Source organism: Thermoflexibacter ruber (assembly GCF_900113045.1).
In the GTDB taxonomy this organism is placed as follows: Bacteria; Bacteroidota; Bacteroidia; order Cytophagales; family Thermoflexibacteraceae; genus Thermoflexibacter; species Thermoflexibacter ruber.
This window is the reverse complement of the sequence record NZ_FONY01000025.1, coordinates 55,715-77,681: the sequence shown is the minus strand read 5'-3', so window position 1 is coordinate 77,681 and position 21,967 is coordinate 55,715. Positions and strand designations below refer to the sequence as shown.

At 37.1% G+C, this 21,967-nt stretch carries 16 protein-coding genes; 8 read left to right on the top strand and 8 right to left on the bottom strand.

Features of this window, described 5'->3' with window-relative positions:
* The first annotated feature begins 17 nt into the window (after positions 1-17).
* A complete protein-coding gene (locus BM141_RS14210; RefSeq protein WP_091546854.1) occupies positions 18-440 on the top strand; it encodes a phage virion morphogenesis family protein in 423 nt (140 codons plus the stop codon).
* 150 nt (positions 441-590) lie between these two features.
* On the opposite strand, the gene BM141_RS14205 is transcribed toward BM141_RS14210, so the two are convergent.
* Complete coding sequence (locus BM141_RS14205; RefSeq protein ID WP_245764066.1) at positions 591-7,034, bottom strand: alpha-2-macroglobulin family protein; 6,444 nt, start codon at positions 7,032-7,034, stop codon at positions 591-593.
* A gap of 85 nt (positions 7,035-7,119) precedes the next feature.
* Positions 7,120-7,755: a hypothetical protein gene (locus BM141_RS14200; protein WP_143090937.1), complete on the bottom strand. Its 636-nt coding sequence runs from the start codon at positions 7,753-7,755 to the stop codon at positions 7,120-7,122.
* A 221-nt stretch (positions 7,756-7,976) separates the two neighbouring features.
* On the opposite strand from BM141_RS14200, the gene BM141_RS14195 reads away from it, so the two are divergent.
* Both BM141_RS14195 and BM141_RS14190 read left to right on the top strand, forming a co-directional pair.
* Positions 7,977-9,371 carry a hypothetical protein gene (locus tag BM141_RS14195; protein ID WP_091546847.1) on the top strand — a complete coding sequence of 465 codons (1,395 nt, stop codon included), beginning with the start codon at positions 7,977-7,979 and terminating at the stop codon, positions 9,369-9,371.
* 279 nt (positions 9,372-9,650) lie between these two features.
* Positions 9,651-10,694 carry an amidohydrolase family protein gene (locus BM141_RS14190; RefSeq protein WP_245764065.1) on the top strand — a complete coding sequence of 348 codons (1,044 nt, stop codon included), beginning with the start codon at positions 9,651-9,653 and terminating at the stop codon, positions 10,692-10,694.
* Positions 10,695-10,719: 25 nt separating this feature from the next.
* Here the strand turns inward: BM141_RS14190 and BM141_RS14185 are convergent, their stop codons facing one another.
* A complete protein-coding gene (locus tag BM141_RS14185) occupies positions 10,720-11,223 on the bottom strand; it encodes a helix-turn-helix domain-containing protein (protein ID WP_091546845.1) in 504 nt (167 codons plus the stop codon).
* Positions 11,224-11,413: 190 nt separating this feature from the next.
* Between BM141_RS14185 and BM141_RS14180 the strand changes: the two genes are divergently transcribed.
* Entirely contained in the window at positions 11,414-11,890 is a 477-nt protein-coding gene (locus tag BM141_RS14180) for a hypothetical protein (protein ID WP_091546842.1), read from the top strand.
* 176 nt (positions 11,891-12,066) lie between these two features.
* Positions 12,067-13,053 (top strand): hypothetical protein, encoded by a 987-nt coding sequence (locus BM141_RS14175; protein ID WP_091546840.1) that lies wholly within the window; start codon positions 12,067-12,069, stop codon positions 13,051-13,053.
* A 300-nt stretch (positions 13,054-13,353) separates the two neighbouring features.
* Here the strand turns inward: BM141_RS14175 and BM141_RS14170 are convergent, their stop codons facing one another.
* Both BM141_RS14170 and rodA read right to left on the bottom strand, forming a co-directional pair.
* Entirely contained in the window at positions 13,354-14,412 is a 1,059-nt protein-coding gene (locus tag BM141_RS14170) for a coiled-coil domain-containing protein (RefSeq protein WP_091546837.1), read from the bottom strand.
* A 359-nt stretch (positions 14,413-14,771) separates the two neighbouring features.
* Positions 14,772-16,085 (bottom strand): rod shape-determining protein RodA, encoded by a 1,314-nt coding sequence (gene rodA / locus BM141_RS14165; protein ID WP_091546835.1) that lies wholly within the window; start codon positions 16,083-16,085, stop codon positions 14,772-14,774.
* Positions 16,086-16,265: 180 nt separating this feature from the next.
* Between rodA and BM141_RS14160 the strand changes: the two genes are divergently transcribed.
* The 3 genes from BM141_RS14160 to BM141_RS14150 are packed head-to-tail and all read left to right on the top strand — an operon-like array spanning position 16,266 to position 18,814.
* Positions 16,266-16,712, top strand: a complete 447-nt coding sequence (locus tag BM141_RS14160) for a DUF6452 family protein (protein ID WP_091546832.1) — start codon at positions 16,266-16,268, stop codon at positions 16,710-16,712.
* 2 nt (positions 16,713-16,714) lie between these two features.
* Positions 16,715-17,578 carry a DUF6048 family protein gene (locus BM141_RS14155; RefSeq protein ID WP_091546828.1) on the top strand — a complete coding sequence of 288 codons (864 nt, stop codon included), beginning with the start codon at positions 16,715-16,717 and terminating at the stop codon, positions 17,576-17,578.
* A gap of 42 nt (positions 17,579-17,620) precedes the next feature.
* Entirely contained in the window at positions 17,621-18,814 is a 1,194-nt protein-coding gene (locus tag BM141_RS14150) for a glycoside hydrolase family 57 protein (RefSeq protein WP_091546823.1), read from the top strand.
* Positions 18,815-18,824: 10 nt separating this feature from the next.
* Here BM141_RS14150 and BM141_RS14145 read toward each other — a convergent pair whose 3' ends face one another.
* The 3 genes from BM141_RS14145 to BM141_RS14135 all read right to left on the bottom strand — a co-directional run bounded on the left by BM141_RS14145 (position 18,825) and on the right by BM141_RS14135 (position 21,896).
* Positions 18,825-20,075: an ABC transporter permease gene (locus BM141_RS14145; protein WP_091546821.1), complete on the bottom strand. Its 1,251-nt coding sequence runs from the start codon at positions 20,073-20,075 to the stop codon at positions 18,825-18,827.
* Between the two features lie 82 nt (positions 20,076-20,157).
* The gene (locus BM141_RS14140; protein ID WP_091546818.1) at positions 20,158-21,402 is read right to left on the bottom strand and encodes an ABC transporter permease; all 1,245 of its coding nucleotides are present in this window, start codon (positions 21,400-21,402) and stop codon (positions 20,158-20,160) included.
* A gap of 110 nt (positions 21,403-21,512) precedes the next feature.
* Positions 21,513-21,896 carry a four helix bundle protein gene (locus tag BM141_RS14135; protein ID WP_091546813.1) on the bottom strand — a complete coding sequence of 128 codons (384 nt, stop codon included), beginning with the start codon at positions 21,894-21,896 and terminating at the stop codon, positions 21,513-21,515.
* Positions 21,897-21,967 lie beyond the last annotated feature (71 nt).

The following is a 21,967-nucleotide window of genomic DNA, read 5'->3' as shown; positions in this document are numbered from 1 at the left end:
CCAACAATCAAAACCCCATGAAAACCATCATTGACCTGCCAAAAGATATTCAAAAATTGGGCAAAGAACTCAAAGAAAAGAAAAATCAACTCCTGCGCAATGTGGGTATTGTTGCCGCAAACCACTTCCAAGCCAATATCACCGGAGGCAAAGACATAGACGACAATGCAATGGTAAAGCGAAATCCAGAGTTTACCAATAGGCAAGGCAGAGGCTTGCTCATCAAATCGGGCAAGCTACGCAGGTCAATCCGTGTAGCCTCTATCTCTGCCGATACCGTTACCATTGCCGCCAAAGAGCCTTATGCCCAAATCCACAACGAAGGCGGGCAGATAGACATTAGCCCTAAAATGCGCCGCTTCTTTTTCCGCCTTCGTTGGTCTTTTGACCAACGAAAAGGCTACAAAGCGAGGCGATATGTTTGTTGGGAAAAATACTAACAAAGGTAAGAGTTTATACATATTCACTATTTCTAACAGATAAAATTAGTGGTTCGGTCCAAACTATTACAAGCAAATTTAGCAAATCTTTATTACCCTTTTTCTCTACTTTCAAACACTGCAACTTCAAACCACCTCAAACATTTAAAGCTACTCCTTCACTCTCACCCTCACCCCTTCCGAATGACTGCTAAACTCTGGGGCGTACATACATTGGATGGTAGTAACGCCATTGGAGAAGTCGCCAGCGTGGCTCACCCGCAAATCATACTCAAAGACATAAGTGCCTTGCCCTAAGTAGCCGAAAAAGAAGTTGGTAGCGGCATCTTTGGTCGTTTCGTAGTAGCCGAGACCGTCTTGGTATTTGTAGCTGGAAATCACGTTCACAGGCTCAAAACCCGCTGCCCTCATGTCCTTCATGTGTACGTATTCCATTGCCCTGTCCACTCTTAGCTCTATGCGAACTTTCACCAAATCACCTACTTTGAGCGGTGTGTTTTCCAAAATTGGGCGACTTACGGGACCTGTAGGGCTATTTTCTTGGATAAAAAGCTGTTTTTTCAGTTTCAAAGGTGTTTCCGCAGGCGTGATTTTGTCCAACTGCTCAAAATACTGCCAATAAAGCCCGCCCCAAGCTACGCCTTTGTCATTTTTCTTGACCGTAACTTTGCCCATTTCTGGCGTGATGGCTTCCCTGTTCCAAGAAGTTTTGAAGTACCCTGTGCCAGCTTCTATTTTCACGTCTTCCATTGCTTTGGGATTTACTTTCATATTGCCAAGCGTAACATCAACCAATTCATCACTCATCAGCCAATTATCCCCTTGTAAGAGAAGGGCATAGCAGGCTTCGGAAGTGGCTTTGGTTGTTTTCCAATCTTGGGTTTGTTTTTGTTTCAAAAGCCAAACTTTGAGGTCATCTACTGCTTTTTCATCTTTGGCAACTTCGCTAAATACCTCAATCATAAGGGCTTGAGTTTCCACAGGGGCTTCGTACCACCAGTAGCCACCTTTCATCATATTTTTCCAATACATGCCCATCTCATCGCTGTTCAAACTTCTCTCTTTCAAGGACTTCACTATGTCTTTGGCGGTTGCTTCATCTCCGTTTCTGTAATGCACCAAAGCCAACATTGCCTCTGCGTATAAGCCATTGCCCAACCAATATTTTTTTGCTTGCCCTAAATAGAAATCGTAAGCCTTTTTATTTCTTCCAGCCAAAGCAATGTCTTTAAAAAAGGAACGAGCATAGAGGTAGTGAATCGCATGGTAGCTTGGTTTCTGCTCCTCCAATTTGAGATTATAACGCTTGCAATAGTCCACCAAGTTGTCGTAGTCTTCTTTGATTCTGTCGTCTAAGTACAAGGTCGCTTTTTCTACCATGCGCCAAGTGCGTTCGGAACTAACGCCGTAATCTATTTTATTAGAAGCACTTACACTGTTTCTAATCACACTTACGCCCAATTTGTCCAAGTGTCCCATGCCCGCTACAATGTGCTGAGTAATCCAAGGCGAATCAGGCATTCCTTCAAACCAAGGGAAGCCTCCGTTAGGCGTTTGCATCTGCTCCAATTTGGTTAAGGCATGCCCCAATTCGTTAGCCATTCTGTTCAAATCAAACAAGACTGCAATTTGCTTTTTTCTTGCTTGTTCATTTTGGGCATTGACCACCCAAGGTGTTTCCTGCAACATTAGGTATTTCAACTCTTGATTTTTCTCCAAATTGGACAAAAAAGCAGAACCGTCTTGTGCAGAACTTGCCCAAGTGTCAAACACATTTTTGATTTTGGGGTGGGAATTAGCCACATGACTTGCAATGCTGTTGGCATAAAAGCGGCTAAATGTCTGCTCTGCACACTCATACGGATATTCCATGAGGTAAGGTAAAGCCTGAATCGCATACCACGCAGGATTAGAGGTAAACTCCAAAGTCAATTTGTGGTTTTTCAAAGTCGTGGAATTGTTTTTCACCAACTTAGTGAGTTCGTACTCTTTGGTTTGACCGCCACGTACAGGCAAAGGCAAGGTCTCTGTAATGAGCATACGGTTGGTCAAAACGGGTATGCTCATTTCCTCTCCATCGGTAAACTCTCCCGCTTGGGCAACTACTCTGTACGTAATTGCTTGATATTTAGCATCTGGAATACGGATATTCCATTTGACTACGGTACTTTGCCCTTTGGGAACGGTAAAATTTTGCGTGGCAATGTTTTCAATAGAAGTGGCTTGTGGATTATTTGAAAACAAGTCAGCATCAATTGGTTTCATACTTATCGCATCAAAAAATAGCACCTTGGCTTTTCCTGTCAAATCCTTATCCGAAATATTGGTGATTTTGGAGGCAAAAGTCATTTCATCATTTTCCCTGAAAAAGCGAGGTGCATTAGGCACCACCATCAAATCTTTTTGCGTAACCAATTCATTTTGAGCAAAACCGTATTTCAAATCTTGTGAATGAGCAAAACCCAACATTTTCCAGCGAGTGAGGCTTTCAGGAATGGTAAACTTGACAATTACATTCCCTTCTGCATCTGTTTCCAAATGAGGCATAAAGAAAGCCGTTTCGTTGAAATTAGTACGTGCTTTTACATCTTCTAATTTGGGTTCAGGCTTGGGTTTTTCCTCTGTTGTTTTTGTTATAACTGTGGCATTAGCTGCTACGCTTACTTCCTCTTGCAACTCGTCCATTTTAGCCATTTCCGTTTTCCCATTCTTCATTGCCTTTTTCTTGGGAGATGGGGCTTCTTTTAACATTTCATCGGCATCATCAGCTATGCCCGTTGCTTCTTCCTCTGCTTGCATTGCTGGGGAAGCTACCGCTCCTGCCGACATCAATACCTTTCTATCTCTATATACTATACCGCCATGGTCTAAGCCAAAGAGATACAAATTGTCATAATACCTTTGTTGAATACTAAATTTATACGTATTCCAAAGAGCAGAAATATCTGAGCCTTGCATTCCAAAGGTGTAAATGCTCCAGCGTCTTGCAATTTGGTGATAAGACAAAGCATTGAAATTAAAAGAGTTTTCTCTAAAAGCATCTAAGGAAGCATCATAAAGCGTTGCGACCATTTCTGCGGCAACTTTATCACCTTTTTTGCCCTTGATTTTGATTTTCCACTCCTCATTTGCCCCAGGAAAAAGTTTGTTTCTAAATGTTTCAAAGCTGATTTCCAATTCCTTATCCGTATGAGGGACAGAAAAGGCTTGTTCGGTCTTATAAGCCCTTCCATGCTGAACAAAAGTCAGGTGTACGCCAAAATTGCCCTTCATTGCCTCTGTAACAGGGATTTCAAAAATCCGTTGCTCATTGTTGAAGGTCAGCCATTCTTTTTTAATCACCGTTCCGTCTATTTCTATCTCATAAAGTATGGGTACATTTTGGTAGGCTGTCCCTACGCAAAGTTGGGCAGTTTCGCCTACTTCATATTTGGTTTTCAAAGGCTTAACCCATTCAGCTAAGTTATACACAGGTGTTTTTGCCTTAGAAGAATAAACCGTAAAATATTTCAATCCTTTGACTTCCTCTCCATATTTGTCTTTGGCAGTCAGTTCCAATACATACACGCCTGCTTTTAAATTAGTCAAAATCAAAGCCTTGTCTTTTCCTGTGTCAAAATTGGCTTCGCTTACCTTTGTTCCTTTTTCCCAAGTATAAAGGTTGCTTTCATTTTCATATTCGTCTTGTGGGAAGTTTTTGTAAAAATCTGATTTAGAAAGCAAAAATTTGTCAGGTTTAGCCCAAAGACGTTTTCTAAATACTTTCTCTGGTGTTTTAAGAGAATGTAAAGTATAAGTTCCCTGTGCAGGTTCAAATTCCCCACTTAGATTGGTAGAATTGATTTGGAAATTAGTTTTCATATTTTCTAAATCAAGCACATCAGGAATATTGCTTTCTATTTCCAAAGCTGTATAGCCAATACTCACGCTTTGCAAACCTGAGTGCGTTTCTCCATTGAGGTCGGTTACATCTGCCAAAACTTGGTAGGTAAATGTTGGTTTAGAACTTTTGGGTAAACTCAAATCAGGAATAGCCTCAAAATCAACGGTAAATACTCCATTTTTGTCCGTAGTTGTCGTCCCGTTGCCAATTTCCATTTCAGGGGAAACTTGGAAATCGGGATACCACCACCACCACCAATAAGGCAGCTTTGCCTTGCGGACTATGCGGTATTTCACTTGGGCATTGTCTATGCTTGCCCCAGAGTATGCCTTTGCCTTGCCTTCGACTTTCACCATTTCGCCCAATTTGTAGCTTCCTTTCACAGGCTCAAAAATTACCTCAAACTTAGGTCGCTTGTATTCTTCTACGGAAATGCTATGATACCCACCATAATAGCTATCCGTTTGAATCGTCATCTCCCCATTAAGCGACCCAACAGGCGCAACAAAGCTACCGCTAAAACTGCCGTACTCATTGGTTTTTACCTCTACTTCGCTGACTTTCTGCCCATTGACATCATAGAAATAAACTTTTAAAGTCTGGTTTTTTACAATTTCAGGCTTTAAACCTATCAGGTTTTCAAAACCTGATAGGTTTTTATCTTTATTTTTAAAACTCAATAAAATTCCCTTGAAATAAACCGTTTGTGAGGGTCTGTAAATTGCCCTGTCGGTAAAGAAAAAGGTTTTATAATAGGGATTGGGTGTATTTTGATAAGGTGCATAGAGGTAAAAACTCTCGTCCGTGTGCAGTTTGTCCGTGCCATTGATGAGTTCTATATTAAAATATTCACTTCTTTGACTTCCTCTCCCTGTGTATTTTAGTTTTAAATAACCATCTTTATCGGAGGTGTAAACCGCCCCTTTTTTATACTCATACTTGCGGGAATTGTAGTTGTAATCTCTGTAAAAAGTTTGTGCTTGTATGTTAGGCACGCCCTTGCCTGTAGTTCTATTCAGCACATAAAATTCCTGTTCGCCTTTTTCTGACCAAGTTCTGCCCACTAAACTGAGGTCAGAAACGACAAAATGCGACCATACTAAGGTATTTTTTTTGTAAGTAAAACCTTCATTATCAGAAGCCAACAAAAAATAATAACCATGTGGCAATTCAGGCACGAGCATTTCCGTAGCATGAGCCTGAAAATCTCCATCATCACTTGGCAGACTTACATTCCAAGATTTTATTCCCTTACGCTCAGAAATCTTAGCTATCAGTTTTTCCCTCTCATTGTAGTTGTAATAATAGCCCGCTATTGTGCTTAGTTCCTCATAATCAGTCGCTACTATCTTGAAATACATCTTAGGCACATTGCGGTAAGTTACCAAAGCTCGTTGAGGTTGCTGGGCAGGGCTGACTTTTTCTATGTTTAAAGAAAGTGATTTAGTTTGTACTAACTCAATGATGTGCTGACAGTTATTCGCTCCTTGCGTATCAGGATATTTTTTAATTGCCTTTTCTGCTAAGTCCTTTGCTTCTTTGAATTTCCACCTATAAGTGTCGTTATTCTTAGAAAAACTATATTTTTCTCCTTGTGTGTAGTAAAGTTGGGCAGTCAAGTAAGCGGCATCTGCGGCGATAGGCGAGCCTTCATACCTATTTTGAAAATCTTGTAAAGCCTTCAAATAGAGTTCTTCTTTTTGGGAATGAACGGAGTGATTGTAAACGAAAGTAATCCTTTTCAAATCGGCATCAGCCAAAGCGTCTTTGTTATCGCCGCTGAGATGAAACTTGATTAAATCTTGCAAAAGTACAATTGCATGAAACTTCATTGCCAAAGTATCTTGGGTTTCTATTTTCAAACCTGCAAATTCTTTTGCTGAAGCGAAATAGTCTGCCTTGTCGAGCTGGAACTGATAAGCAGGGCGAGTGATTTCTGGCTCAGAATTGCTGAAGAAGTCCACTGCACGATGTGCCAAAAAGTCATAAAGCGTAGGACGAAGATTTCGGTTACGATACTTGCCCAAACTTTCCGCAGGATTATCGGCATTTCCCCCTAAAATTTCGTGGTAAATGTCTATTTTTGTTGATTTTAATTTTTCTACCTCTTCCAAAGACAAGTGATACTGCCTCACGGTTTCTTTTACGATGTCCTCTAGACTCCAGGTCGCAATGTCTTTTTTCTCAAAAGCAACGGTTTCGCTTCGGTTGTAAAAACGCCAACGGTTGTCTTCGTAATACTGCCAATACAAACCTGCCAAAACGCTATGCAGCACAGGTTTGACAGGAAAAATAGCTATTATGGCTTCACTATCTAATTTGTTCAGAACCTTTACGTCGGCATCTTCTTCCTTGAAAGAAATGTATTTTGCTTGGTACAGTACCGCCTTGATGATTTGCTCAGCATTATTGTCTTTTTTTGCTTTGGCATAGATTTCATCTACAATCTTCAGAGCCGACTCGACTAAGCCCTTTTTTTCCAAAGAATCGACCTTCTTCCAATCGCTTTTGTAGTTTTTATCGTCTTTAAAGAACATCTTTTGTTGGTGTTTAGTGGGTTGTTGTTGATTGTTAGTAATTTTGGAGGCTGTTTTTCCAAATCGGATAAGTCGTAAATAACGACTTGGAAAGTCGTACTCCTGAAAAGCATAGATGCTTGCCAAAAAAGCAAGGCAAAATGCAAGGGTGATAAATATTTTTAGCTTTGACATATATTTGAATGTTTGGTATTAGATGTTAGATGATAGATGATAGTAGCTGACTGTTTGATAGTGGTTGTTAGTGAATTGGATAGTTTCACTTGCAATAGGTATTTTGAAGCTGTGTTCTTTGGCTGTCTGCTTTCTGGGACGAAAATTCGCAACCATTTTTCTGCACAATCCAACTTCGGTATTGATAGATTTTATCACGGCAGTTCAATTCGCTTTCGTACAAGCAACCAAAAGTTAGTCCTTGCTCATGCTTGTCTAAGTCTATTTTTGAGTATGTTTTCACATTGGTTTGCGGTAAATCATCTTCAAATTTAGTAGAAGTGAGCAATATACCACTTTCAGGTACTTTGACTTCGTAGTTCCAAGTAAAAAAGCCAAGAGGTAGCTTTTCTGCGTCTTCTACTCCATAGATAATGAATAAGTTGCCTTCGCCAAAATTGTCTGGAATCAGCAAGGTTTTGGTGCGTTCTGTATGAGCTATCCAAAAGACTATTCCACCAATTAGCAAGAGTTCAATAGGAATAATTTTTCTATACTCTTTGACGATTAGCTGAATCCCAAAGTCTAAGATTAAAATACCTATGCCTATCAATACACCATAAATAATAACAAAAAGTCCTAAGCTCGCAGCATCACTTTCTTTGTGCAAAAGATAGTCTGCTAAAAAATAAAGATTGGCTCCTATTGCAATGCTATTAAGAGGCGTGATTTTATATTTCATTTGTTGTTTTTGCATATATAGTTTTTTTGAGAATAAAGATTGAAAACAATTTTAAACTTTTACAAGAATGATGTCTTGATAACACAAATTCCATAAAATCATAGACGTTATTTTTCTGCTTGTAGTTTTTTGCCAAGAAAAATATAAGTTGTTTTTCTGCTTTATTTTTTTATATTTGTATGCTATAGCTTATTTTGTAAACTTTTAAAACTTTCTCTGCCATGCAAATTGCAAAAATTAAAATAGCTCTCAAAGTGCTTTTGCTATTCGTTGCAGTTTTTGCCCTTTACCAAATTTACTTTTTCGCTAATGAATTGTTTAGCAATGACTTCTACAATTATATTTTTTATCCCGAAAAATCTTTACTAATTACGCAAGTTTCCGCCCTTAGTTTTCGCAATAATTTAACAGAACTTTACAGAGGAAGCCTCAATGGAGTTGTTTTTTATACTTGCCTTTTGATTAGTTGTATCTTCTTTCTCATCTTTCTGCGTTTTCGCTCTACGGAAAATTTTTTGTGGACTACCTCTTGGACACTCACCGTTACTTTTATTGTAGGGACTATTCTTCTTTATTGGATAACCATGCACTATACCTCCAATCAAGATTTAGATATTTTTATTAGCGATAAAGATGCCCTTAGAGGTTTTCAAAACCACCAACAGCACTTGGCTGAGCAATCTAAACTTTCCGCACCTACTTTTATAAAAACAGGTATATTTATCCAAAGTTTACAGTTCAATACGGCGAATGACGTGGTAATTACTTGCTACGTTTGGCAGAAATACGAGCATAATAAGCATGATACCGCTAAAATAGGTGTAGGTTTTGTATTTCCAGAGGCTACGGAAATCAATATTCAGCAGGCGTATGTGAAAACGTATGAAGATTTTACGGTTTATGGTTGGGACGTAGAAACTACTATTCGAGAAACATTTATCTACAAGAACTATCCGTTTGATGTGCAAAATATTTGGGTACGTATGTGGCACAAAAACTTTGGGGATAATATCATCTTGGTTCCAGACTTTGATGCTTATAAAAGTATCGAGGCTGCTAAAAAAATGGGTATAGAAAAAAATATTGTTTTGAATGGTTGGGAGATAACAGAAACTTTTTTCGCTTACAAAAATCATGAATACAATACCAATTTTGGCATGCGTGGCTATGCAGGAGCGGAGGGTTCTCCTGAATTGTATTACTGCATCATTGTTCAGCGTTATTTTCTAACTGCTTTTATTTCAGAACTCTTACCTATCCTTACGGTACTTTTTATTCTTTTTATTTGTGCAGGAATTGCGCATGACGAAGCCCAAGATGATTTTTTTAAGTTTAACATCATGGAACTGCTAAGTTTGGTGGCGGCAATGCTTTTTGTAATTATTTTGTTGCAAATAGACCTGCGCCGTAAATTCTCCTCAAGCGAAATTCTTTATATCGAGTATTTTTACTTTATGCTTTACTTTGTCATTTTTGGTATTTTGTTTAACTATATCTTGCTTAACCATTTTAAATATTTAAGGGTAGTTCAGTACGGCGATAATATTCTTATCAAAGTATCTATTTTGCCTTTTAGCTTTGCGTATATTTTATACATTACGTATCTTATATTCTGAGGGAAATCAACATCAATTAAGTAGGGGTAATGTGTTTTAGTTTTTTTCACCCAATCATCAAAAGTAAAACAAATTTCTATTAGTTTTGCTGTGAGTCAGTTTTAGGCAAAATTGTATTCCTTCATTGGTACAATTTTCAAAAGCTGATGTAGAATACTTTTTGCTTTATGCTCACTCATGCCTGACAGGTTTCGCAAAGTTGTTAGGTATAAGAGCTAACTTTTTTTGGGTATAAAGGTTAATTTTCACTAAGCACCTCAATTATTTGCTTGAATCACTGTGCAAACTAACGACCATATATTTACCATTGATATTCATACGCATATACTTCCTGAGCGGTGGCCCGACCTGCGAGAGCGTTACGGCTATGGTGGTTTTGTAAGGTTAGAGCATCATGCACCTTGCAGGGCAAGAATGATGATAGATAATCGCTTTTTTCGTGAAATACAAGATAACTGCTGGAGTCCAGAAACTCGCATCAAGGAATGTAGTCATACGCACGTAGATGTGCAAGTGCTTTCTACTGTCCCTGTGATGTTTAACTATTGGGCAAAGCCAGCTGATACTTTAGACCTTTCTCAAATCCTTAATGACCATATCGCAGGCATTGTAGCGGACTATCCTGAGCGATTTATTGGCTTAGGAACTTTGCCTATGCAAGCCCCTGCCTTAGCAGTCAAGGAGTTAGAACGCTGTATGAAAATTGGATTAGTAGGGATTCAAATTGGTTCGCACATCAACGATTGGAACTTAGATTCTACCCATCTTTTCCCGATTTATGAGGCGGCAGAGGCGATGGGTGCGGCTATTTTTGTGCATCCTTGGGACATGATGGGACAGCAAAAAATGCCTAAGTATTGGCTTCCTTGGTTGGTAGGTATGCCTGCTGAAACGAGTTTAGCCATCTGCTCCATGATTTTTGGAGGGGTATTTGAGCGATTTCCTAAACTGAGGGTAGCTTTTGCACACGGAGGTGGCTCATTTTGTGCTACTTTTGGGAGGATTGCTCATGGCTTTGAAGTAAGACCAGACCTTTGTGCAGTGGATAATCCTCATCACCCAAGTAAATACTTAGGCAAGTTTTATGTCGACTCCTTGGTACACAGCCCAGAAGCCCTTGATTATGTGATTAAAACCTTAGGCGAAGATAAAGTTACGCTTGGCTCTGATTACCCGTTCCCACTTGGAGAAGACGAGCCAGGGAAGCTGATTAAAAGTATGCCCTATCCAGCTAATATCAAAGAGAAATTACTCCATACCAACGCATTAAATTGGCTCAACTTGAAAAAAGAACAGTTTGCGCTTTTGCCAAAGTGGGATTAGAGCCTGTTTGAATTTAAAGAAGCTCTTATCCTTTTAGCAGATTTAGCATTTCTTTTAAATTTTTAATTTCGCCCTCCAACAGTTGTATCTTCTCTTTTAAAAATTGATTTTCTTGTGCTAATTCCTTATCGCTATAGTTATAATAATTTCCTATTACAAAGCCAACTTGTCCATTGTCATTATTGCTATGAATTGCAAAAGTTTCTGGTAGAAACTCCTGGATAGGGACTTGGAGTTTTTTAGCAAAATTTACAATTTGCTCTATTTCTATAGAAGTTTCATTACGCTCCAAACGAGAATAAGCAGATTGGGATAGTCCTAACAAATTTGCCATTTCCGTTTGATTTAATCTGCGTTCTTCTCGTTCCCACATAAGTTTATTGCCTATTTTAATTTTCATACCCAAATTTTGATTAAAGTTACCCACCTGATTAGTTGAATATTTACAAAAATATGGTAAAATTTGAAATAAGAAAATTAATACATTTTGTTTTCTTTGTGGTAGCTGAAAAACATAAAGAGTAGGCATAATTTTTTTACAATTAATGCGTATTATGAAAAAACTATTTTTCTCTAAAATTTGGATTTTATTTATCCTTTGCTTATTTTCAACAAGTTGTGAAAATAAGATAACTTCTTTGCAAAAAGAAAATGCTTACAATTCTAACTATCAAATCACTATTTATCAATAAATAGCAAATAGTAAAAATTTTGAGGATTTGATTAGCTCCGAAATCAAATTATATCCTAAGAGACAAAAGCTTGCTAAACTTGTTTTAATGTATCCTAAAAAGGATATTGTTGAAGATAGGCAACTATTTAACCGAATTCTTAAAAGAGCAGGATATAATAATGAAAAAGAATTTCATGATGAATTATCTTTTACATCAATCCTTTTTAACCAATTGACTAATAATTTTGATTTTTTTAAGGCTGCGGACACACAGAAGAGAGCTTATATTCTAAGGCAAGCTACGCATGAATATGCAAAAAAGCGAAGTTTTGAAATAAATAAAGATAAATTGTTTTTAGTTGAAACACAGAATACCAGATGGGTTTGTAGTGTCCTATATAATGCTTGTGTTGCTGCCTGTGGGACATGGGATCCTACTAATTTCTGTTATGGTTCTTGCTTTTATGATTATTTAGATTGCTTAATGGATGGAGAGTTACCAGGTGGGTTGCCTCAACAATAAAGTACAAAATATTAGAGTCATTATCATTCGGAAATGAATAACTTACCATTTTTAAGAACACATTATGATACTAATTTTCACAGATTTTTGTTAAAAATCTGCGAAAATTTATTTTATTTAGATATAATAAAACATTGTTTATCAATTATTAGTAATTCTATTAAAGTTAATATACCATGGATAGTAGTAAATTAGATTTATTCCCAGAGATAATTATTTCAACTGTAAGTGAGTTGATACCTAAAGAAATTCACGAAATAGAGGCATATAGTAACTATATTGATTATCTTATTGATAAGTTAAAAAATACAGCTGATGACTCAAAGATTAGCCATATTATTGATAAACTTTTCAGTATTACAAATCAACTGAAGAATATAAAAAAATCTGATGCATTTATAATGTCAAATATAGAGAATGTGATTAATAACTACATAGTGTTTTTGGAACAGACTAATTTTAGTAATTTACTTGAAAATGAAAAGCTTATAGCAAAGTATAAGAAAGAATTTAATCTATTAAACCATTTTTTTAATAATATGTCTAAAATAGTGCAAGAGTATTCTATTAATACATTTTTATTAAGTTTTAATAAAGGTATAGCTGATGCTCTTGTCGCATTATGTAAAATACATACAGTTAATATTCACCCATTTAGTATAGATAAAATCTCTTATATTCAAGATAAAGAATTTGATTGGTATTATAAAGAACAAATAATAATTCAACATGACGAATTAGAATTATTAAAATTAGATAGTAAGCAAAAATATGAGAACATAACTAATACTAATAAAGACATCAATAAAGAACTTAAAGCATTACTTTTAGATGGTTTTGATGTGATTCGTTATGTAGAAGATTTATGTAATAGAATAGAAAATTGGAGTGTGAATAAAAATACTTATTCAAATGATAGAACAGAATTATTTGAAATAGATGTAATTATAGATTTGCAAAACCGCCTGTTGAAATACCTCAATACTTACCACATATTATTTCCAATAAATACCTTTGATAAATTAGTAGAAGCGATGAAGCTAAGAAAAGCTGATTTTATAAAATCTTTACAAGATTCGCATCTTAAGGTACTTTGGTTCTTAAAAACGATATTACTTTATTCACTCATTAATCTTCAGAAAGACTTACTGAATAGAATTTGATATTTCCAATTCTTAATATTAATACATGCCCTTGATTATGTGATTAAAACCTTGGGCGAAGATAAAGTTACGCTTGGCTCTGATTACCCGTTCCCACTTTGAGAAGACGAGCCAGGGAAGCTGATTAAGAGTATGCCCTATCCAGCTAATATCAAAGAGAAATTACTCCATACCAACGCATTAAATTGGCTCAACTTGAAAAAAGAACAGTTTGCGCTTCTGCCAAAGTGGGACTAAAAAATTAGTCGCTAATTGTATCAATCAGCGACTAATATTACATATTGGTTTGATATTTTCTTTTTATTCTACAACAAACTTATAGTCTGGGATAATCGGCTCATCTCCATAAGTTAATCGCAAGAAATAATTACCTGTTTCTAATTTGTTCTTGCCATCAAACATATAGAACATAGTTTTTGTATTGGTATTTCCCACAATGATAGGCTCTCTAACAAGTTTATAGGGTTGTCCATTGCGGTACATCGTCAGTTCAAACTTTTTGTCTTGCCCATCGTCAAAGAAAATCTCATTCACCCTAAACTCTACATACATTTTGTCAATGTCGTTATTCTTGTGCCTCATGAGTTTCTTATCATCAAGCAATACTACCCTATCATTGCCCAATCTGGTAATCACATAATACGCCTTGAAGTCAAGAGCTTTCATAGACAAGCCACGCAAGCGAGCTATCTCAGCCTCTTGAGCATTCAACCTTTGCTGTGCGGCGATAAGTTGTCTGCGAAGTTCAGTGGCGTTATTGCTCAAAGAAGAACTCAGAGAGTCTTGTAAGCGAGTCTGCTCTTCAAGGATTCTATCTACTCTTGCCTTCTCTGCTTTCAAGCGTTCTATTTCCTGCCTTGCTCCCTTGAACTGTTTGATAGTATTGGCTAATTGCGCGCTCAGCGTGCGATTCTTACCCATAAGTTCTTCCAAGCGAGCTTTGGTCTTTCGGAGTTCTTCTTGTAAGTTGGCGATGAATCCCCCTGTTTTTCTATCTCTTTCCATGCCAACCCCACTGATAAACTCATCGTACCTTGCTACCTTAGTTTCAAGTTCTCCTATTTCTGCTATGGCTTTTTTCTCATCGCTCAGGATAGCACGTCTGTCCTTGCCTACTGCGTCAGAAATGCGCGATAATTCGCTTCTCAAAGAGTCTGATGAACTAAATGCAAATGTGCCTTCTTCAATATTTCGAATTTCGCTGTTAATGCGGTCTTCCAAGCGTTTCAAATCTGCCTTGACATTGGCTAAACGTTGTTCGTCTGTAGCGCGTTGCCTTCTGGACATCATTAGCCAGCCTGCAAAGAGGGCTACTGCCAGCAAAGCAATAATTACAATAAATGCACTTCTTTCTTTCATGGGAGTATGAAGGTTAAAAATCGGTTAATGGAAAATTTTTGTATCAAAGTCATTCCTTTATTAGGTACTTGCTTGTCTGCTTTTGAGTTATACAAGAGCGGTTTCAAAGTAAAAGGGTAAATTTAATACAGTATAAATCTTGGCAAACTACCTAATTATGAATAAGTTAATTTGTTTTTACTTATTTTCAGTCAAATACAATAGCAAAGTTAAAGTAATAGTTTATATTTTGTTTACAAAAATATGATTTTTAAATAATTATCATAATTTTTTGGAGAAAATTTTTATAAGGATGGAGAAAATTTGATGTTTGACTATGCTTCCCGCTAACTATAAATGAGGATAGATACTCTAATTTCTTAGTTTCTGACTATCAGTTGTTTCCTATGAGCATCTAACTTAATCATTACAAAAAGTAAGATAGTGAAAGCCCACAGAGAAGAACCTCCATAGCTAAAAAATGGCAAGGGAATCCCAATCACAGGGAAAATACCTATAGTCATACCAATATTGATGGTGAAGTGAAAGAGCATAATGGCTACTACGGAATAACCATATATCCTTGAGAATCGAGCCTTCTGGCGTTCGGAAAGTAAGATGAGGCGATTGAGAAAAATAATAAAAATTCCTATCATAAGCAGGCTACCTAACCAGCCATGCTCCTCGCCTATGGTGCAAAAGATAAAGTCGGTGCTTTGCTTCGGCACATAGTCAAACTTAGTTTGTGTTCCTTCTAAAAAGCCTTTACCTGAGAATCCGCCTGCACTAATGGCAATCTTGGACTGTTCGGTTTGGTAGGCAATGCCTCTTTTCTCCTCTTTCGTAAGCTCAGTATTGGAGAGAAGTTTGGCTGTGATATTTACTCTTTCTCTTTGATGTGGCTCTAATTTGCTTACTAAAAACTTAACACTCAAAACTATTCCTATTGAAACAAAAGTAAATAGTGTAATTAATAAAATGCGTTGCCATTTCTTTTTCCCTAAAAAAATAAACAAAAAGCCCAATGCCACTATACCGATTAAAAGTTCTACTAAATATTTTTCCTGAAGAATCAGCGTAAGTACAAACAAGGTAACGGCACTTATCCCAATAATAATTAGATTTTGGGGAAACCCTTCACGATAAAACACAAGTAAGAAAGAAGAAAATACTAAGGCTGAGCCTGTATCTCCTTGCTTATTGATTAATAAAGCTGGAATGGCAATGAAAATAAAAGGCACGATGTAGTCGGTCAGTTTTTCTGTCTTCCTATTGTTTCGACCTAAGAAACGAGCAACCGCCAAAGCCGCACCCACTTTAGCAAACTCTGCGGGTTGGATACTAAAATTGCCAATTTTAAACCAAGATTTTGAACCGTAAATTTCAGTCCCAAATGCCAATACTGCAATGAGTAATACTATCGTCGCACCATAAATCACATAAGCAAAAGTATCGTAAAAGCGAAAGTCTATGAATAAGATAAAGAATATCAATATCATAGAAAGCACTATCCACAAAAATTGCTTTCCTGAATTGCTCGTCAGGTCAAAAATACCCTTTTGCGTAAGAGGGTCGGGGTCATAAATAGCCGCATAAATATTTATCCAGCCAATCGTTACCATTAGAAAGTACAGTCCTACTGTTATCCAGTCTATTTGGTTAAATAAATTTCTACCTATGCGTTCTCTCTCCATGTGATTTTAGTAGCTTTTAGTCTATCTTTACTTCTTTTAACGAAAAAGCCTACATTATTTGATAACAAAGTTCCTATTTTTGTGGCAGATATAAAAATAATTATCTTTTATTAATCAAAAATGACAAAAAATTTGTGTATAAAGTCATTCTTCTTTCTTTTACTGGGTACTATCTTTTTTATGTTATCCAGTTGTGAAGACTGCACATTTACCAGCAAAAACTCTACCCTTATCAAAGTTCGCTTCTATCCTGAGGCAGAAAGAATCAATAGAAGATTCAGAAAAGCAAGTTTTACCATAGATTCGGTGAGGACAGAAAGAGGTACTGTTTTCAGGAGGCGAGGAGCGAACATAGATACACTTTCTCTGCCTATCAATCCTACAGATAGGGACAATGCCTACTATGTATTTTTTCGCAGATTAAACGTTACTTCTACCGAGCAAATCATTGACACCTTGCAAGTTTCTTACAACCGACAATTTTCGGTGATTTCACCTAACTGTGGTTACGACCAGAAGATAGACAACCTGCAAATCATGCTTAACAAGACAACCCTCAAAACTGCAACGGTTTTCAAAGATAACCTTTCTGTTACTGACACCTTAAATATTAGAATTTTCTTTTGATTATGTATAAACATATTGGTCTGCTTTGTATTTTTTGTTTATGTGCTTTTTGGCAAAATAGTCATGCTCAAAATAATAGAGTTTCTGAAATCAATGTAAGCAGGGACTCCTTGAAAAATATTCCTGATAGCTTAAAAATCAAGAAACCTAAAAAGCCTTTTAAGTTTACTATTGATGGCGTAAGAGCAGGTTTTGACATAGTTTATCCTATTTTTGATAATTTTGTTTTTCCTAATAATCCATTTAATCCGAATGACCCACTTACTAAAACCTACCGAGTAAAGCAACGCTATGAAGCAAGCATAGATGTAGGTTTTGCTCAAAACAGATTTTTTGCTGTTTTTGACTATGGTTATTCCAAGATTGAAAGGTATAGGCTGGGATTACCTTTTACAGGCTTCAGTTATAAAAATATAGGCTCATACCTTCGCATAGGGGTAGATTATAATTTCATGCACAATAATTTTAAAGATGAAGCCATGTTTGTAGGATTTCGCTATGCACAGGCAGGGTTTAGGCATGATTTTCAGTATTTTGGAGCAAGTGAGGCTTGGGGTTTCCGTCCTCCAAGACTTGTTACGCTTCCTGACACTGCCATTATCGTAGATGACCGTTTTATTGGGAATATCTCCGAATCAGGTCTTTCTGCCTCTTGGGTGGAACTTGTCTTAGGGCTTAAAGTCAATGTATGGAAGCAATTTTTCATGGGCTATACCGCCAGAATCATGATTCGCTCTGGTATCAAGGGAGAGGATAGATTACTTGCCAATGAACTCCCCGGCTTTGGTAGTACTAACAGAACAGCTCGCGTATTTTTTAATTATTATCTTGCATATCGGCTTGCTTTTAAGCGTAAATACAAATAAAGGTGTTATTTTTACGTTTGATTTTAAAATCTATCAGTAAATATGACCTCCGTTTGTTTTTATTTCCAAGTGCATCAACCTTTCCGTTTGAGGGAATATAATTTTTTTCAGATAGGGGAAGAGCATAATTACGAATACGAAGAAAAAAATGCTTTCCTGCTTAACCGCATAGCAGAAAAATGCTACTTGCCTACTAACCGACTGCTTTTAAAACTTATTCAAAAATATAAGGGCAGGTTCAAGGTTTGTTTCTCCATTTCAGGCTGTGCCGTAGAACAGTTTACCTCGTATCGCCCAGACGTGTTGGTTTCTTTCCAAAAGTTAGCGAAAACTAAGTCTGTTGAGTTTTTAGCAGAAACCTACTATCACTCATTGAGCTTTTTGTTTTCTCAAAAGGAGTTTGTAAGGCAAGTCAATAAGCATCGGGATAAAATAGAGTCCTTATTTGGAAAAAAGCCACAAGTTTTTAGGAATACAGAACTGATTTACAGCAATGATTTAGCAAAAATAGTGGCTAATTTAGGCTTTAAAGGGATACTTTGTGAAGGAGTAGATAGCTTGCTTCATGGACGCAGTCCTTCCGTTCTCTACAAAGCCAAAAATGTAGAAAATATCAAGTGCTTACTTAAAAATTATGTGCTTTCTGATGATATTGCTTTTAGATTTTCAGACAGAAGCTGGTCTGAGTTTCCGCTTACCGCTGAGAAGTTTGCCCAATGGGTAGCAAAACAAGGAAACGGGACGGTAAATTTATTTTTAGACTACGAAACTTTTGGCGAACATCAGAGCAAGGAAACAGGAATCTTTGCATTTTTAGAAAAATTGCCAGAATTACTCTTGCAAAAAGAGAATATTGATTTTAAAACTCCTTCCGAACTGCTGCATGACTTACCTGTAATCGATGAGTACGATGTCCCTAAACCTATTTCTTGGGCTGATGAGGAGCGGGATTTGTCTGCATGGTTAGAAAATAAGATGCAACAAGAGGCGATACGAAGATTATACAGCATGGAGGCAGAAGTTTTAAAAAGCCATGATGAGCAGTTGATAGAAACATGGGGGCGTTTGCAGACCTCAGACCACTTTTATTATATGTCCACTAAATACCAAAATGATGGGAAAGTACACGCTTATTTCAGTCCTTATGATTCCCCTTTTGATGCTTACATCAACTTTATGAATGTGCTGAGCGACTTTGAGCAGAGATTGGCAGCAAAAGTAACCCTACAAGTATAGGTAGCACGGGTTACTCATCTTTCAGTGCTACAACGGGATTGACACTTGCCGCTTTTGCCGCAGGGACTAAACCCGCCAAAGCACCTGTGAAAACCAAGAAAATAACCGCAGAAACCGCTACTGTGAGGTTTACTTCTGGGGGAGCAAAAAAGTCCATTTGTACCTCGTACTTTCGCATCATGTAGCCAATAAACTCCATAAGTCCTATGCCACAAAGTAAGCCTATATACCCTGCAAATGAGGTAATTACGATAGATTCTTGGATAATCAAACTTATGATAGAAAAAGGTGTAGCTCCCAAAGCCTTGCGAATCCCGATTTCTTTGGTGCGCTCTTTCACGATAATCAGCATAATATTGCTTACGCCTACTATCCCCGCAATGATAGTCCCAATACTTACCAGCCAGCTAAAACCCGCAATACCCAAAAACAAGCCTTGCACTCTTTTAAACTCCTCCTCCACATTGGCAGAACCAAACGCCTTTAAGTCGTTGGGAGCAACTTTGTGTCTTTGGGCTAAAAGCACTTTTATTTTGTCTTCTATCACTTTGGCGGGTACTCCTTCTTTAGGAGTAAAAGCAAACCAATAAATGCGATTTCCCTGGTTAAATGCCTGAATCATAGCAGCATGAGGCAAAAATATGGTTTGAGCATCTTGTCTGATGTCCTCACCTCTGCCTGCTGTTTTAAAAATACCTACTACCTTAAAAGCAATGCCTTTGATTTTGATATATTCCCCAATTGGGTTCTCATCGTCTTTGAAAAGTGTTTTCTGTACTTCTGTGCCTATGATAGCGACTTTTCTGCGTTCTTTGATGTCTATGTCATTGATAAAGCGACCCGCCACCATGCTCATGGGTTTTACTCTGAAAAAGTCGGGATAATCGCCAAAGACTTGGAAAGAAGCATTTTTTGTGCCACGCACTACGGAAAAAGTCCCTTCCAAAGAGTTGCGCGGAGCTACTACATCTACTTCTGGCACATTCTCACGGATTGCCTTTTCGTCATCAGTAGTAAAGCGAATAAAACGTCCTGGTTTCAAGCCCATGTAAGGCTCAGAGGTACGTTGCGACCATAAAAAAACGGCATTACGCGCAATGTCAAAACCATTGACCACCCCATTTTCAAAGCCCTTGCCTGAGCCAAGTAGGACTATCAACATAAAAATTCCCCAAAATACCCCAAAGGCAGTCAGTGCTGTACGCAACTTGTGCTTGCGAATCGTACTAAGGATTTCTGACCATTTATCTAAATCAAACATAGTTTTAATGACTAATTACTAATGGTTAATGACTAATTTTTTGTTGTTGGTTGTTTTTAGTGAAAATTTGTGCAATTCGTGGCTAATCTGCTCTCAATGCTTCTATCGGTTTGATATTCGCTGCTTTGAGAGCAGGAATTAGCCCTGCTAATGCCCCTGCCAACACTAAAATCAAAGTTGCCGAAACCGCTACATAGGTATCTACTTCTGGACGAGTGAAATATGGTAACTCAGCCCCTGTGCTTTCTATCAAAAATCGTAAACTGTCCAAAAGTGCAATACTCAGTAACATTCCCATATACCCCGAAAAACCTGTGATGAAAATAGACTCTTGCAAAATCAAACTTACAATGCTCCAAGGAGTTGCACCAATTGCTTTGCGAATACCGATTTCTTTAGTCCTTTCTTTCACAATAATGAGCATAATATTGCTTACCCCTACTATCCCTGCTATCAATGTGCCTATCCCTACAAACCAAACAAAAGTTTCTATACCCTTGAAAAGTCCTTGAAAGCGAGCAAAGTTTTCTTCGTTGTTATTCAACCAAATCGCTTGCCTATCTTGTGGGTCAAATTTGTACTTGGTACTAAGGACTTTGCGAATCGTATTTTCTACTTCATAGGCAGAAACACCATCTATTGCGTTCATGCCAAACATATGAACTTGGTTGAGTTGGTTAAAAACTGTTTGCAAGGTAGAGAAAGGAATGTAGGCACGTTCTTCGTTTCTGCCTTGGTTTTGGTTAGTAGTAAAAATACCTATGACCTTAAAATATACTCCTTTGATATTTATATACTCTCCAATTGCCTCATTATCTCCAAAAAGTGTTTTGCGAACTTTTTCCCCAATCACTACTACTTTCCTTTTTTCATCTATGTCTTTTTGGTTTAGGTTTCTGCCTTTGACCATTTTTTCTCCATTGAGCTTAAAAAACTCTCCTACAGAGCCAAAAACACGATAAGAGCCATTTTTATTTTTGTAGTTCATGGTATATTCTCCAAAGAGGTTATTGCGTGGAGCAATCATATTTGTTTTATCCCCTAAGTCATTGGCTATGAGCTTCAAATCTTCATTAGTAAATCTAATCTCTCTACCTGCTTTCATACCTTGATAGGGCATAGAGGTTTTTCCTTGCCACACCCAGACGCTGTTCATTGCTTCATCAGCAAACTCTTGCCCTACTCCATTTTGCATGCCACGCCCTGCCCCCAGAAGGAGTATAAGCATAAAAATTCCCCAAAATACCCCAAAAGCAGTCAGGAAGGTACGGAGTTTATTTTGGCGAATTGTACCAAAAATTTCTTGCCACTTGTCTAAATCGAACATTTTTTTAATTACTAATGGTTAATTACTAATGACTATATGTAACAACTAATTTTTAATTACTAATGACTATATGTAAAATACAGTGTAATTATCAGATTATCAATAAGTAATTAAACTTCATCATCTTTTTTGTTTTCTCTGTCAAGTTTTTCTTTGACTGTCTTTTGAATAGAAGTAATAATTTTCAAGATTTCCTCACAGTCATTAATTAACGAATTGGCTAATTTTTCTTCTAAAATTTCTCCATCTCTCAATAATCTCAGCCAATAATGTGTTTCTCTTGCCTCTTTATAAGCAATGGTCATTTTAAATAAAAAATCTTTGGAAGTTAGTCCGCCTACTGCTTCTTCTGCATTCGCTCCGATAGATGTCCCACTTTTTAAAACTTGATTGGCAATATTATAATTTACTCCATTATCAATCATATACTTGTGTAGTTTTAATATTCTTAATGCAAAAGCAAAACTTCTATCCAAAATCACATTGTTTTTCATGTTTTTAATTACTAATTATCAATTGCTAATGACAAATTATTGTATATGGAAATTAATAAATCAATTTTAGT